Source organism: Bradyrhizobium cytisi (assembly GCF_008123515.1).
GTDB lineage: Bacteria > Pseudomonadota > Alphaproteobacteria > Rhizobiales > Xanthobacteraceae > Bradyrhizobium > Bradyrhizobium cytisi.
Genome location: NZ_VSSR01000029.1, coordinates 1 through 14262 on the forward strand (window position 1 = coordinate 1; position 14262 = coordinate 14262).

At 63.1% G+C, this 14262-nt stretch carries 10 protein-coding genes and 2 pseudogenes; 6 read left to right on the plus strand and 6 right to left on the minus strand.

What is annotated here, in order from left to right; genetic code table 11:
- Window positions 1-77 precede the first annotated feature (77 nt).
- From FXB38_RS44850 to FXB38_RS18390, 4 genes and pseudogenes are all read right to left on the minus strand, one after another.
- The gene (locus FXB38_RS44850; protein ID WP_347340232.1) at window positions 78-1361 is read right to left on the minus strand and encodes a TRAP transporter large permease; all 1284 of its coding nucleotides are present in this window, start codon (window positions 1359-1361) and stop codon (window positions 78-80) included.
- A gap of 243 nt (window positions 1362-1604) precedes the next feature.
- A pseudogene (locus FXB38_RS44855) lies at window positions 1605-1970 on the minus strand (TRAP transporter small permease); the annotation flags it as partial.
- Between the two features lie 236 nt (window positions 1971-2206).
- Complete coding sequence (locus FXB38_RS18385; protein ID WP_148752379.1) at window positions 2207-3208, minus strand: DctP family TRAP transporter solute-binding subunit; 1002 nt, start codon at window positions 3206-3208, stop codon at window positions 2207-2209.
- Window positions 3209-3422: 214 nt separating this feature from the next.
- A complete protein-coding gene (locus FXB38_RS18390; RefSeq protein ID WP_148752381.1) occupies window positions 3423-4193 on the minus strand; it encodes a methyltransferase domain-containing protein in 771 nt (256 codons plus the stop codon).
- Between the two features lie 142 nt (window positions 4194-4335).
- Here FXB38_RS18390 and FXB38_RS18395 point away from each other — a divergent pair, with 142 nt between their 5' ends.
- Window positions 4336-5079: an SDR family NAD(P)-dependent oxidoreductase gene (locus FXB38_RS18395; protein WP_148752383.1), complete on the plus strand. Its 744-nt coding sequence runs from the start codon at window positions 4336-4338 to the stop codon at window positions 5077-5079.
- Between the two features lie 151 nt (window positions 5080-5230).
- Here FXB38_RS18395 and FXB38_RS18400 read toward each other — a convergent pair whose 3' ends face one another.
- Window positions 5231-6160, minus strand: coding sequence for a helix-turn-helix domain-containing protein (locus FXB38_RS18400; RefSeq protein ID WP_148752385.1), 930 nt, complete (start codon window positions 6158-6160; stop codon window positions 5231-5233).
- Between the two features lie 514 nt (window positions 6161-6674).
- Between FXB38_RS18400 and FXB38_RS18405 the strand changes: the two genes are divergently transcribed.
- The 5 genes and pseudogenes from FXB38_RS18405 to FXB38_RS18425 all read left to right on the plus strand — a co-directional run bounded on the left by FXB38_RS18405 (window position 6675) and on the right by FXB38_RS18425 (window position 11817).
- Window positions 6675-7625: a helix-turn-helix transcriptional regulator gene (locus tag FXB38_RS18405; RefSeq protein WP_148752387.1), complete on the plus strand. Its 951-nt coding sequence runs from the start codon at window positions 6675-6677 to the stop codon at window positions 7623-7625.
- Between the two features lie 284 nt (window positions 7626-7909).
- Window positions 7910-8698: pseudogene (locus FXB38_RS18410) on the plus strand (alpha/beta fold hydrolase); the annotation flags it as partial.
- Window positions 8699-8741: 43 nt separating this feature from the next.
- On the plus strand, window positions 8742-9947 hold the full coding sequence (locus FXB38_RS18415; RefSeq protein WP_148752389.1) for an NAD(P)/FAD-dependent oxidoreductase: 1206 nt from the start codon (window positions 8742-8744) through the stop codon (window positions 9945-9947).
- Between the two features lie 37 nt (window positions 9948-9984).
- A complete protein-coding gene (locus tag FXB38_RS18420) occupies window positions 9985-10902 on the plus strand; it encodes an MBL fold metallo-hydrolase (RefSeq protein WP_148752390.1) in 918 nt (305 codons plus the stop codon).
- Window positions 10903-11007: 105 nt separating this feature from the next.
- Window positions 11008-11817: an SDR family NAD(P)-dependent oxidoreductase gene (locus FXB38_RS18425; RefSeq protein ID WP_246229969.1), complete on the plus strand. Its 810-nt coding sequence runs from the start codon at window positions 11008-11010 to the stop codon at window positions 11815-11817.
- 89 nt (window positions 11818-11906) lie between these two features.
- On the opposite strand, the gene FXB38_RS18430 is transcribed toward FXB38_RS18425, so the two are convergent.
- Window positions 11907-13037 carry a helix-turn-helix transcriptional regulator gene (locus FXB38_RS18430; protein WP_187434968.1) on the minus strand — a complete coding sequence of 377 codons (1131 nt, stop codon included), beginning with the start codon at window positions 13035-13037 and terminating at the stop codon, window positions 11907-11909.
- Window positions 13038-14262: the final 1225 nt, after the last annotated feature.

The following is a 14262-nucleotide window of genomic DNA, read 5'->3' on the forward strand; positions in this document are numbered from 1 at the left end:
AGATGTGTATAAGAGACAGGGCATCCCATAGCCCACAAGGGGAGAGGGTGCACCGTTAGCGCCGCCGCTTGCGCGCCTCAATGCATCCCCAGCACCCGCGGCAGCCACAGCGTCAGATCGGGCCAGTAGGTCACGATGACGAGGAAGCCGAGCATGGTGAGAAGCCACGGCATCACCGCTCCCGCCAGATCGGTGATGCGCATTCGCGCGATCATCGATGCGACGTAGAGGTTCAAGCCGACAGGCGGATGGCAGAGGCCGACCTCCATGTTGACGTCCATGACGATGCCGAAATGGACGAGGTCGATGCCGAGCTTCTTGGCCGCCGGCGCCAGGATCGGCGCCATGATCAGGATGATCGAGTTCGGCTCCATGAAGTTGCCGGCGAGCAGCAGCAGCACGTTGACGACCAGCAGGAAGCCGACCCAGCCGAGGTTCTGCGCCGCGATCCAATCGGCCAAGGTCGCCGGCAGGTTCTCGTTGGAGAGCACGAAGGAGAACAGCACCGCGTTGGTGACGATGTAGAGCAGCATCGCGCTGGTGTTGGCGGCGCGCAACAGCACCCGCGGCACGTCCACTATCTTGATGGCCTTGTAGACGAACACGGCGATGATGAAGGAATAGACCGCGGCCATCGCGGCGGCTTCGGTGGCAGTGAACAGGCCGCTGTAGATGCCGCCGATGATGATGACGACCAGCATCAGGCCCCAGATGCTCTCGCGAAAGGCGTGGAGCGTCTCGCCCCAGGTCGCCTTCTGCATCCGGGGATAGTCGCGTTTGCGCGCGAGCCACCAAGTGACGATGCAGAGCATCGTCGTCAGCAGCATGCCTGGCAGCAGGCCGGCAACGAACAGCGCGCCGATCGAGGTGTTGGTCGAGACCGCATAGACGATCTTCGGGATCGACGGCAGCATCAATATGCCAAGCGAGCCGGCGACCGTGATGATGCCGGCGCCGAAGCGCATGGGATAGCCGTGGCGGACCATCTCGGGCAGCACGATGGCGCCGATCGCGGCGACCGTCGCCACGCTCGAGCCGCACACCAATGCGAACATCGCGCAGGCGACGATGCCGGCGAGCCCCAGGCCGCCATGCCAGTGCCCGATCAGCGAGGTCGCGAAATTGATCATGCGGCGCGCGACGCCGCCATGGGTCAGGAAATTTCCGGCGAGGATGAAGAACGGGATCGCCATGATCTCGAAGCCCTCGATGCCCGTGAAGAGCTTCATCGAGACGGCTTCGATCGGCACTGTCGTCAGCGTGAACAGGAACGTCATCACGGTGAGGCCGAGCGCGATCGAGACCGGAATGCCGGTCAGCATCAGCGCGATCAGCAGCGCGAACACCGTGAAGGCGCGCAGCCAATGCGGCAGCACGATGAAGCCGGTCTTCTCGCCAAGGCAGAGCGCGAAGATCAGGATCGGCGCCATGATCAGGATCACGCCGAGCGGCGAGACTTTGCGGGAAGCCGCCTTCGTAGCAGTGCCGGCGGGCTGCGGATGCAGCGCCGGCGAAACAGCGGCCTCCACGCCTTCGACATGGGTCTCGTCATGATGCGGCAGATCGCCGGTCCAGTAATAGAACCAGGAGACCTGAAGAAAGCGGAAGCACATCAACCCGGAGCCGAGCGGGATCGCCAGATAGACGAACCACATCGGCGCTTCCAGGTCGTTGGACTGCTGCCCGGTGTGGAACATCTCGCGCACGAAGGAGGCGCCGAAAGCGGCGATCATGCCGGTGAACAGCGCGCCGCACAGCAGCGAGAACAGGATCACATGCTTGCGCGAATGCTCGGGCAGGCGGTTGACGAGCAGATCGACGCCGACATGGATGCCGGTGCGCACGCCATAGGCCGCGCCGAACTTCGCCATCCAGATGAACATGTAGATGCAGAGTTCCTGCGCCCAGGACAGATCGAGCTCGGACAGGAAGGTGAATACCGCCATCGACAGCGACGCGAGCCAGGTCATCCCGTGCGCGGCCGCCCATCGCGAGAACACGATCGATTCGCCGGCACCATACCGGTGCACCACCGCGATGAAGATCAGGCCGGTTGCAGCCGCAATGAGCGTCGCGATCAACCATTCTTCGAGATGATTGAGCCCCTGGTTCAGCACGCGAAGCAAATCAAAGTCCCCCTATCGATACGAAACGGTCGGGAGTGCATACACTCCCGACCGTTGGTATTGTTCTCCCGGAAAACGCGTCAGTTCATCTTGACGTCGAGCTCCTTGGCGACGAGATCGAGCACTTCCTGCCCGACCCGGCCTTTAGCCCATTTGTAGGTCGGCTGCATCGCCTCCTGCCACGCCTTGCGATCGGCGTCGGTGAGATAATGCAGCGTGGTCTTGCCCGTCTTCTTGATCTCGGCCAGCGCGTCCTCGTTCTCCTGGTGCGCGATCTGGTTGGTATATTCGGTCGCGTCTGCCATCGCCTTCTCGAGCTGGGCGCGGATGTCAGGCGGCAGGCCGGACCAGAATTTCGAGTTGACGATCACGGCGTATTGCAGATGTGCGTGATAGGACACGGTGATGTCCTTCTGCACTTCGTAGAACTTCTGCGTCAGATAGTTGGACGCCGTGTTCTCGCAGCCGTCGACCACGCCGGTCTGCAGCGCCTGGTAGACCTCCGAGAACGCCATGATCTGCGGGATCGAGCCCATCAGGCGAAAATACTGGTCGGCGATCTTCGATCCGGAGATGCGGAATTTCAGGCCCTTGAAATCTTCCGGCTTCGTCAGCGGACGGCTCGACGACACCATGTGGAAGCCGTTGTCCCAATAGGCGAGACCGGTGATGCCCTTGGCTTCCAGCTTCTGGAACAGCCATTTGCCGAGGGTGCCCTTCATCGCATTGGAATAGGTCGCGTCGTCCTTGAACAGCCAGGGCAGGTCGAGCGCCTCGAATTCCTTGATGCCGAGCGGCGCGAATTTCGCGGTCGATGGTGCGAGCATCTGCACCGAGCCGAGCTGGAGCGCCTCGATCTCCTCCTTGTCCTTGTAGAGCGAGGAGTTCGGATAGATTTCGATCTTGACCTTGCCGTCGGTGTACTTCTCGGCGAGCTCCTTGAACTTCAGCGCGCCCTTGCCCTTCGGGGTGTCGTTGGCGACGACGTGGCTGAACTTGATGATGATCGGGCTCTGCGCCTGGGCAACAGCAGGGGCCAGAGCGAACGCGGCTGCGGCGACCGCAAAGAGCAGTTTGCGCATGAAGGACCTCCCCAACAACCTCGGAAACCGGGTGCTTTTTGTTTTACGGTTCCAGTAGTGGCAGCAATCCGGACCCCGAACAACTAGACCTAAGCCCAATTTGCCGCAGCGAAGCTATGCCGCAGCGAAGCTATCTTGATGGCGGCCGCATGCGCAACCCGACGCCCGCTCCGGCCGCTCCCAGCGAGCGCTTATGTCGCATCGCCGAAGGACATTAACCCTTGCGCTGGGCAACCATGAACAGCCGACGGAACGGGAATAGTGTCTGCCCCGCGGCGTTCTTCGGATAGGCCTTCGCCACTCGCATCCCGTAGGCCGCTTCGAACGCGGCCTTCTCGTCGCCCTCGAGCACGTCGAGATAGCGCGTCAGCCAGGTGCCCTTGGTCCATTCCTTCACGGGATTGTCGCCTTCGAGAACCTGGAGATATTCGGTCTCCCAGATGTCGATGTTCTGCGCCAGCGGCGCGAGCAAATCGTGATAGAAGGCCGGCCCCTCGACCGGCGGCGGCGTCACGAGGTGCTCGACCTTGGACCGCCAGGGCCCGCTCAAGGCGGTCTCGCCGATCAGCACATGCGAAGGCGCCAGGAAGTTACGCGGCATTTGCACCGCAAGCATGCCGCCGGGCGCGACTTTCTCCATCACCGACGGAAAGAGTGCCGCATGATCGGGCAGCCAGTGCAGTGCGGCATTGGAATAGACGACGTCATATTGCTTGGCGGGGCGCCAATGACCGAGGTCTTCATGTGACCATTCCACATCAGGCGCGGCTTTGCGCCCCGCAGCAACCATCTCGGCCGAGCCCTCGACCCCGGTCACCGCGGCGGACGGCCAGCGCTCCCTAATCAGCTTGGTGACATTGCCGGCGCCGGCGCCAAGGTCGGCGACCTCGCGAGGACCGAGATCGGGAATCCGCATCAGCAGGTCCAGCGCGGGCCGGAGCCGGTGGCCGGAAAATTTCAGATATTGCTGCGGATCCCACACCATAACCTGCGCCTTTTCTTTTTCGTGTTTCCTTCGTGGTCGCCCTTGGTTACCACTGCTCGTCCCGGTCGGGCAAATCGCCGCACCCGGGACAGGGCAGGAAACGAACAACAAACGCAAAAAGCAAACAAGCGAGCGTGTGACCATGGATCTCGGGCTGAAATCGAAAACCGCTGTCGTCACCGGAGCGAGCATCGGCATCGGCCGCGCCATCGCCAAGGGCCTCGCGGCCGAAGGCGTGCGCGTGGTCGGCGTGGCGCGGCGAACCGACCTGCTTGCCGAACTGGTGAAGGAGGTCGGCGGCGGGCTGATCACGCCATTCGCGCAGGACGTGATGGCCAAGGACGCAGCGGAGAAGATCTCGGCCTTCGCGCTAAGGGAGTTCGGCCATGTCGATATTCTCATCAACAATGCCGGCGGCAGCCGCCCCCTGCCGGTCGATGCGCCCGACAGCCAATGGGACGAGGCAATCGCGCTGAACTTCACCAGCTACCGCCGCATCGCGCATGCGCTGCTGCCGCAGATGATCGAACGCAAATGGGGCCGCATCGTCAACATCACCGGCAAGTCCGAGCCGGAAGGCCTCAACGCCGCCTTCGCGGCCAAGGCCGCCGTGCACGCCTGGGCCAAGGGCCTGTCGCGCGAGATCGGCGAGCACGGCATCACCATCAACTGCATCCCGCCCGGCCGCATCATGAGCGAGCAGATCCGCCGCAACTATCCGCCGGACTATCGCGAGCGCTTTGCCGAGGAAGAGATTCCGGTCGGCTATTGGGGCGAGCCGGAAGACCTCGCGGCGCTCGCGGTGTTTCTGGCCTCACCGGTCGCGCGCTACATCACGGGAACGGTGATCCCGGTGGATGGGGGGTTGAGACGGTATCAATTCTGAGTTTCGCCTTCGCCACGCCTATGGTGCGCCCCTAGCCTCGCTAGCATCCGCATCGTCATTGCGAGCGCAGCGAAGCAATCCAGAATCCCGCCGCAGTGACAGTCTGGATTGCTTCGCTGCGCTCGCAATGACGGAGTGCATCCGACGCAGATCATGCGTCGCGGCTTGCCGTTCCCAGCGCATCGCGCCGCCATGCACCCGGGCTGACCCCTGTCGTCGCCGAGAAGACCCGCGTGAAGTGGCTCTGGTTGGCAAAGCCGGCCGAAATCGCAACCTCGGACAGCGACAGACCGCGCACGCTCATCAAGCGCTTGGCGGTTCGCACGCGATGATGCAGAAGCCAGCGATGCGGCGGCAGCCCCGTCGAGGCGCGAAACGCGCGCGAGAAATGGCTGACCGAGAGGCCGAGTTCGGCCGCGATGGCCTGCAACGGCAGTTTGCCATTGAGGTCCGACTCGAGCTTGTCGCAGGCCCGCGCCAGCTGCCATGGGGCAAGTGCGCCCCGGCCGGTCTCGGCCTTGTGCCTGTAGCCTCCATAGGCCTGAGCGACGTGCGCGGTCAGCGCCAGCATCATGTGATCGATGAAGAGCTGGTTGGCCTCATCAGGCCGGCGCAGGCCCGCGCGCAGGGACGCGCCGATATGTCGGATGATTGCGTCATCGTGCCCGACAAGCCCGCAATCCAGCGCATCGATGCGTCGGGCCCCCGATTGATCGGCGAGACCGTCGAGGGCCGAACGCGGCACGTAGAAATGGAGAGAATGAAGCGGTTTGTCGATCACGTAACGCGGGTCGGCCTTGAGATCGTAGAGATAGGTCGTCCCGGCGTGAACATCCGCTTTCTTGATGTGACGGCCCTGCTCCCAGAGCTCGCAGTCCGGATAGTCGCGCAGCTTGAGGCTGACGAGATAGGCATCTTCGGCAGCGAGCGAGCCGGAAAGGCCCGGCACAGGATTGTCGTTGCGTGTTTCGGTGACCGCAATCTCGGTGCCGCGCAGCGAGCGGGTCACCAGCGAGGGCGGCGCTTCCGCGAGGCGAAGGAAGTCTCCGAGCCGTTCGCCGTAAGCGCCTGTCCTGGTCATCGGATGTCTCTTCTGTGAAGGTCCAAAGAAAGGACCAAGAGCAGGCCACAGCGTCCTGCCATTTCGAGAACAGTATATCGGCTATCCACCCATTGCTGTCCACGACCGACGACGTCGCACCCGGCAAGGCCTGCGCGCTCGCCCCAGCGCGACCGGTATCAAAATTTTCCAATCATTTCATAACGATCCGGTTCGCGCCTTGACGACCTGAGGGTGTCGTCGACCGAAACGCGGCGATCACGACTTTTCACAAACGCACGCAAGCTGCACGCGTGAGGCATCCTGGGAGCAGGATCAGGCAACGCAGGGCAGCATCAGGAAAGACGCGGGCCTTCGTGCCGCCTAGAACCCGCAAATCAACGGTGCCTGAGCTGCAACGGATCGCCTTCGGCCCCCCGCCCGTTCGTTGAGCAGGGATCGCCAGACCGGCCCGTTCGGCTCCGCCATGCGGCGGCCGACGCCATGATCGCGACGTCGCGCACCCAGCGACGCGCCCCCAATACGAGCAAAGTCCATGAGCAAGATTGTGTTGCGTGAATCTTCGAATGAAATTCCCGCCGTGTCTCAGGTACGGCGCGACGCCCCGTCGGCCGGCGACCGGCCCCCTGCCGAAGTCGAGATGGCCCGCGTGCTCGGAACGGTGCCTTTTCGCATGGCATTGGATTCGTCCGGCGCCGGGATTGCGCACTGGAAGCACGAGCCGTTGCACGACGTCGTCGCGCCCATGGGCCACCACGTCATCATGGCTTACAACTGCTCGGTCCAGCGGATGGAGCGGCGGTCCGGACGATCCGTCGCGATCGGGACGTTTCGCCCCGGCGTGGTGACCATCATTCCCGAAGGATCGAGCTCGCGGTGGGACATTCCAAAGCCCGTCGACGTCGTCCAGCTCTATCTTCCACAGGCAACGCTGACGCGTGTTGCGGACGAAGCCAAAGCCGGAACGCCGGCCGATCTTCTGGAGCGGACCGCCCATCCCGATCCCGTGACGTCCCGATTGCTCCTGAGTGCGGCGGATGTGCTGGAAGGCAACGAGGCGCTGGATACGCTGTTCAGGCAGCAACTGATGGATTTGCTGGCGACGCGCCTTCTCGCTGCGCACAGCGGCTCGCCGAACATAATCGCGCCGGTCAGGGGCGGGCTGGCGCCGAAGACGCTGCTTCGGGCGATCGAGCGCCTGCGCTCGGACAGCGATGACGACGTCTCACTCGGGGCGCTTGCTGCGGAGGCCGGCCTGTCGCGCTTTCACTTCTGCCGCGCATTCAAGGACAGTACCGGGCTTTCCCCTCATGCCTGGCTGCGCCAGCACCGGCTTGAGCAGGCCATGAACATGCTGCGCGACACCGAATTGTCCGTCGTCTCGGTCGCGGCGACGCTCGGCTACGCCTCGCAGACCGCCTTTGCCGCCGCGTTTCGAAAGTTGACCGGGGAATCGCCGAGCGATTGGCGGCGACGCGCGCGTTAGCAGCAATCGCGCTGCAATCGCGTCAATCGCGCTGGGGCATCGGCCCATGCGGTTCGCTAGGAATCATGGTGTCCACAACTCCAGAAATGGAAACTGCAAATGGCCTTGATCAATTCCGTCAGCCGGCTCGCGAGCACCTCGCGGCGGAAAATCCTCGCGACAACGCTCATGTACGCGGCATCGATGACTGTCCGCTCCACCTCGGCAGCGGGTAGCGAAACGAAAACAGCGACCCTCTCGACCGGAACGAACGACGTTGCGACCTCGATTACCACCAACGACGGCGTGACTGGGGACCGAAGTCCGCGCAGCCGATCGTGTTTCATCATGGCTGGCCGCTCAGCGCCGATGACTGGGATGCCCAGATGCTCTTTTTTGTCGGCAAGGGCTTTCGCGTGATCGCGCATGATCGCCGCGGTCATGGCCGCTCGAGCCAGGTCAGCGACGGGCATGACATGGATCATTATGCGGCCGATGTCGCAGCCCTCGTCGAGCATCTCGATCTTCGCAACGCCATTCACGTCGGCCACTCCACAGGCGGCGGCGAGGCCACGCGCTACGTCGCGCGTCATGGCCGCGATCGCGTCGCCAGGCTGGTGCTGATCGGCGCCGTGCCGCCGCTGATGTTGAAGACCGAGTCCAATCCCGGCGGATTGCCGCTTGAGGTGTTCGACGGCTTGCGCCGGCAGCTCGCCGCCAACAGGTCGCAATTCTATCTCGAATTCGCGGGCGGACCTTTCTATGGCTACAATCGTCCGGGTGCCGAGCCTTCGCAGGCCGCGATCTGGAACTGGTGGCGTCAAGGCATCATGGGCAGCAGCAAGGCCCACTACGACGGCATCAAGGCCTTCTCCGAGACCGACTTCACCGAAGATCTGAAAGCCATCGCCGTGCCGACGCTGGTCCTGCACGGCGGCGATGACCAGATCGTCCCCGTTGCCGACTCGGCAGCGCTGTCGGCCCGCCTTTTGAAGCACAGCACCCTGAAGATCTACGACCTGCTGCCGCACGGCCTGTGCACGACACATCCCGACATCGTCAACGCCGACCTGCTCAAATTCGTGACGGCGTAACCACGCGCTTCCATCGCAATACCTCAACCAAGGAACAATCGACATGCGCATCGTCATCATTGGCGCCGGCTTCGCCGGCATGTATGCCGCCCTTTCCGCGGCCCGGCTACGCGACATCCAGGGTGTCTCGCCGGAAAAGCTCGAGATCGCGCTGGTTTCGCCCGAGCCGACACTGGTGGTTCGCCCGCGGCTCTACGAACCGAAACCCGAAACCCTGACGGCCCCGTTGCAGCACGTGCTGAACGCGATCGACGTTGTCTATGTCCAGGGCCGTGCCGAGGCGATCGATACCGGGGCGAAGCTCGTCGAGATCGTTGCCGCACAAGGCACCAGGAAGAAGCTGTCGTATGACCGGCTGATCGTCGCCACCGGCAGCCGCTTGTTCCGCCCGAACGTTCCGGGCCTTGCCGAGCACGGCTTCAGCGTCGACCAGCTCGATGACGCCATCGCGCTCGATCGCCATTTGCACCAACTCTCCAGCCGCCCGGCCTCGAAGGCGCGCAATACCGTCGTCGTGGCCGGCGGCGGCTTCACCGGGATCGAGGCCGCAACCGAGGTGCCATCGCGCCTGCGCGCAATTCTCGGCAAGGATGCGGAATTGCGCGTGGTCATTGTCGATCGCAACGAGGCGATCGCCCCGGACATGGGCGCGGGCCCCCGCCCCATCATCCAGGAGGCGCTACGCAAGCTCGGCGTCGAAACCAGGCTCGGTGTCGGCGTCGGCTCGCTCGATAAATCCGGCGTCACGCTCTCCAGCGGCGAGCACATCGAATGCGAAACCGTGATCTGGGCCGCCGGCATGCGCGCTGCTCCGTTGACGGCGCAGATTCCCGCCGAGCGCGACCAATTCGGCCGGCTGCTGGTCGACCGCGAGCTTCGCGTGCCATCCGTGAACGGTGTCTTTGCGACCGGCGATGCCGCACGGGCCGCGTGTGACGACAACGGCAATTACGCGCTGATGTCGTGTCAGCATGCGACCCGGATGGGCGCCTTCGCCGGCAACAACGCCGCCGCCGAGCTGCTCGGCGTTTCGACCAGGCCTTATCACCAAAAGGCCTATGTCACCTGTCTCGACCTCGGCGAAGCCGGCGCGCTGTTCACCCGCGGCTGGGAACGCACGGTCGAGATGGTCGGCGACGTCGCCAAGAAGACCAAGCAGGAAATCAACACGGTTTGGATCTATCCGCCCAAAGCCGAGCGCGCCGCAGCGCTGGCCTCGGCCGATCCGGAGCGCGTCACCTCTCTCTAGACATTTCACGATCCACAACGCTCAACAGGAGACTAAAATGAATCTGCACAACACATCCTCCCCCGCGACATCGAAACCCGAAGAGCTCGTCCCGTCGCGCTATGCGGTGCGGATCGGTGAGATCGACGTGCTGGTCGTCAGCGACGGCGTGCTGCCGCTGCCGACCACCATGCTGGCGCACAACGTCGACCCCGCCGTCCGGGCAGCCTGGCTGGATGGCATGTTCCTGCCGCCGGACGCTTTCGACTGGGCACTGAATGCGGTGATGGTGCGAAGCGGCGACAAGACCATCCTGATCGACGCCGGACTTGGCTCCGATCCGGACCTGCACTTGCCCAGGGCCGGGCAGTTGATCAAGCGACTGGAGGCCGCCGGGATCGATCTTGCGTCGGTGACCGACCTGGTGCTGACCCACATGCACATGGACCATGTCGGCGGGCTGCTCGTCGACGGCGTGAAGCAGCGGCTGCGCAAGGATCTGCGCATCCACGTGGCGGCGGCCGAGCTCAAGTTCTGGGAGGCGCCCGATTTCACCCACACCAACATGCCGCAGGGATTCCCGGATGCGCTTCGCGCCGCCGCCAAGCGGTTCGCGAAGGAGTACGGCAGCCAAATCCGGCCGTTCGTCGACGAGCACGAGGTCGCACCGGGCGTCGTCGTCCGTCGCACCGGCGGTCACACCCCCGGACACAGCGTGGTTCGCGTGGCGTCCGGCGGCGACGCCCTGACATTCGCCGGCGACGCCGTGTTTGCTGTCGGGTTTGAGCAGCCCGAGTGGCACAACGGCTTCGAGCACGATCCGGAAGAGGCGGCGCGCGTTCGTATCCGCCTCCTGCGCGAGATTGCCAAGACCGGCGAGCTGCTGGTGGCCACGCATATGCCGTTCCCATCCGTCGGCCATGTCGCAGTCGCCGGCGATGCCTTCCGTTGGGTGCCGGTGTTCTGGGACTACTGATTGCAACTCAGCGAGACCGAGCCGGGGCACGTGCTCATGAGTGGGTGCGCGCTCCGGTTCAAGACCCTCACAACTGCCGGTCACCGAGAACCGTAACGGAGCGCGGTGACCGACAAGCTCGCCTTCAATCCAACCAGGCGGTGCGGCCGCCGCACCGGAGAGTGGAACATGCAAGATCAAAAAGTCGTCGTCGTGACAGGCGGCAGTTCAGGTATCGGTCGGGCAGCGGCGTTGCGCTTCGCGAAACAGGGCTACCACGTGCTCGTCACCGGCCGCCGCGCGAGCCTGATCCAGGAGACGATGCTGCAACACGCGAATATCGCGGGGATGGCGGTCGACGCGGCTTCCGCCGAAGATGCCAAGCGTACGATTGCCAAGGCGGTCGACACATGGGGGCGCCTCGATGCGCTGGTCAACAATGCCGGCGCAGGCGCCATTCTGTCGCTAGCCGATGTGACCGCCGATCGCATCGCGGATATTTTCTCCGTCAACGTGGTCGGTCCAAGTCTGCTCGCATCGGCCGCGCTTCCTCATCTCAAGGCCACAGGCGGCACGATCGTCAACGTCTCCAGCACCTTTGGGCACAAGGCGGCGGCCGGACTGTCTCACTACGCAGCCAGCAAGGCCGCCGTGGAGCATTTGACGCGGTGCTGGGCACTGGAGCTGGCGCCATTCGGCATCAGGGTGAACGCCGTCGCGCCAGGGCCAACCGAGACGGGTGCGCTGACCGGCATGATGGGATTGTCGGCCCAACAAGCCGCGGCGGTCGAAGAACAGGAGCGCGCCAGCATACCGCTCGGCCGCCGCGGGGTACCCGACGATATCGCCGAGTGGATCGTCCAACTCGCCGGGCCTGCCTCGGGTTGGATAACCGGCCAGGTGATCAGCATCGATGGCGGACTGGGGTTGGCCTGATCCGGCGGACCCAATAACGTTGCCTACCTGACGCTTCATGCGGGCACCACCGGCAGCTTGCGCGGCTCGTGGATGACATGAGTGTGCTCTTATCCGGCAAACGGCCGGGCATCTGCCGCAATGAGCTTGATCAAGTCCGCCTGACGGCGCACGCCGGTCTTTCCAAAGATATTCTGGAGATGAGTTTTCACGGTGGCCTCGCTGATGCCAAGCGTCTCCGCCATCTTAGGTACTCCGCTGACCTTGAGCACCGCATCAAGTACCCGCACTTCGCTCGGCGTGAGTCGGAATTGTCGCACCGCCACTTCGATCGAATAGGGCGCCGCCATTGATACCTTTCGGACGAAGACGGCAGCGACCGCAGAGTGTCGGCCCCCGATTTGACGCCGCGCGCCCGACGTCAGCGGCAGTATATCGGCGACCCAATTCTGGCCAAGCTTACTAGACAGCGGAATGGCAACACCATCCACGCCGACAGCGCCATCGCCACCGCTCGCGGCGGCGAGAACATTGCGCAATAGCTGCGCCGCATGTGGGTCCACAGCACTCAAATTATTGTTGACGGTTCGCAAGATCGTCGCATCGTCGAGCAGCGCCTGCGCGGCTATGTTGGAGAATGCGATATGACCGTGCTTGTCCAACAGAAAAACGCCGGCATCGAGCCCGTTGAGCGCATCTGACAGACTTCCGGCCTTTTCCTTTTGAAGGTCGATGACATTGCCGATCGACACCGCGCGGCGCATGTGGGGAACCAATAGATGCATGCGCTGCCGCATATCGTCGTCGGCAAGCCCTTGGCGCTCGTTTCGGAAGACTCCGAACTGAGCGAAGCTCGTTGCGGACTTGTCGAGCGTGGCAGCCAAATGATCGGCCCACCCATTCGGCTTGACCCACTCCTTGTAGAAGGTCGTCTCGACGAACTCATCATAAGGCAAAACGTTGGTCGTGTTGTAGATCTCCCCAACTTTGAAAAAGAATTGGGCCGTCAAACTCGGATCGAAGCGGATATATTTCTTGAAGTACGCGTCCACGCTGGACGGTTCAACATTGTATACGTAGTGAAGTTCACCCTGAACGGTGATGTCCTTCCAGTAGATTCCAGCCGCAGTTCCGCCGATGAATTGCGTCGCCTGCTCGAGAACGCCTACCCATAAGCTGGAGTCGAGTGCTGCGTCGTAGATATCGCCGATCAACTGCGACAAAAATTCCGGATCGACCATTCCCGACACCGCTCGTTGGACTGACTGCGATATTGATGCGGGCAATCGCATCAACCGACCTGTGGGACACCCATATGCTCTGAGACCTGATGGCTTTGAGCGTGTGTATGGCGCGAGTCGATTGCCTCGCGCCTTGGTTGAGCGTTGTACAGGCGTGGAATATCGCAGGCCAGCCCAGATTTGGTGCGCCAGTATCGTGGCAACTTGCCAGACGGCACAGCGAACAGGCACTTTGTCGAGTGGAACGGCAGTGGCGTCGATCAAGGCTGGCTTGGTGACAGGAGTGCGCCTCGCCCGCCTGGATCCTAACGCAGGAAACGTCACACTGCACACCTTGAGGCACACAGCGGCGACGCGACTCCTGGCCTGGCGCTTGAACGCTTGGCAGTCGCCGACATCGGAAGACTATCGCTTACGGCGTGGGCAGCCGTATAAGTCGCTTCCGCGGGGCGGCGGCAGCCTTGGTTGCTCGGTTGCGGCTAGTGCCGTCGCATCGTTGCGGTCTGGAGCCGTGTTCACGTCGATCTCCTGGGGCACGCGCATGGCGGGCGGTCCGGCAACGCGCAGGCGATCATTCGCTGCTGGCGAGCCCACGTAACTTCAATCGTCAAGATTTTGGCCAGTCATCGCGTCGATGCGCCCGATGGCAGCATCATGGGTGGTTTTTTAAGATGCGCGACGATGCAGCAGTTCTGCTGAGTTTTCCCGACGTGGCAAAACATTTTTCCGGAGTGCCGAGCTCAGAACCAGATCATGCAGGAAAAACTGCTGCATGCCCGAAAGCGAGCCTTCAATATCGCCCGCGAAGATTCGACAGCCGGTGTCTCCCCTGACGCGCCAGCGGCGAAGTTCGCGACGTGCTGAACTTGATCGGTGATACCTGCCCGGAATGCCCTCCTGATTAGAAGGACGGCGCCGGACCTCGAGGCCGACCCGGCTCTCCGATCAGGGGCCCAGTCGTTTCTAAACGCGCTTGCGCGCGTTTGTTTTGTTCAGCGAAACTGGCGTCGCGGCCGAAGATGCAATTCGGCAACACTTAACCCAGAAAGCGGTAGCTAAAGACCGGTATTGCATCGGCTTCAACCGAACGGCTGATGCGCGGGTACGCGATCCCGCGCCACGTTCGCTTCGCGGATGCACGCGCATGGGTTCTGTTTCGCGCGGGTCTAGCCGGCCGATCACAATCGGCGGCGTTTTGGAGCTGAGAACGCGAATGTCCGGCGCC

What these genes read in the sequence shown, in the direction of transcription:
- FXB38_RS18385 (WP_148752379.1), bottom strand. Translation starts at nt 3,208, where the DNA reads ATGCGCAAACTGCTCTTTGCGGTCGCCGCAGCCGCGTTCGCTCTGGCC.
- FXB38_RS18390 (WP_148752381.1), bottom strand. Translation starts at nt 4,193, where the DNA reads ATGGTGTGGGATCCGCAGCAATATCTGAAATTTTCCGGCCACCGGCTC.
- FXB38_RS18395 (WP_148752383.1), top strand. Translation starts at nt 4,336, where the DNA reads ATGGATCTCGGGCTGAAATCGAAAACCGCTGTCGTCACCGGAGCGAGC.
- FXB38_RS18400 (WP_148752385.1), bottom strand. Translation starts at nt 6,160, where the DNA reads ATGACCAGGACAGGCGCTTACGGCGAACGGCTCGGAGACTTCCTTCGC.
- FXB38_RS18405 (WP_148752387.1), top strand. Translation starts at nt 6,675, where the DNA reads ATGAGCAAGATTGTGTTGCGTGAATCTTCGAATGAAATTCCCGCCGTG.
- FXB38_RS18415 (WP_148752389.1), top strand. Translation starts at nt 8,742, where the DNA reads ATGCGCATCGTCATCATTGGCGCCGGCTTCGCCGGCATGTATGCCGCC.
- FXB38_RS18420 (WP_148752390.1), top strand. Translation starts at nt 9,985, where the DNA reads ATGAATCTGCACAACACATCCTCCCCCGCGACATCGAAACCCGAAGAG.
- FXB38_RS18430 (WP_187434968.1), bottom strand. Translation starts at nt 13,037, where the DNA reads ATGGTCGATCCGGAATTTTTGTCGCAGTTGATCGGCGATATCTACGAC.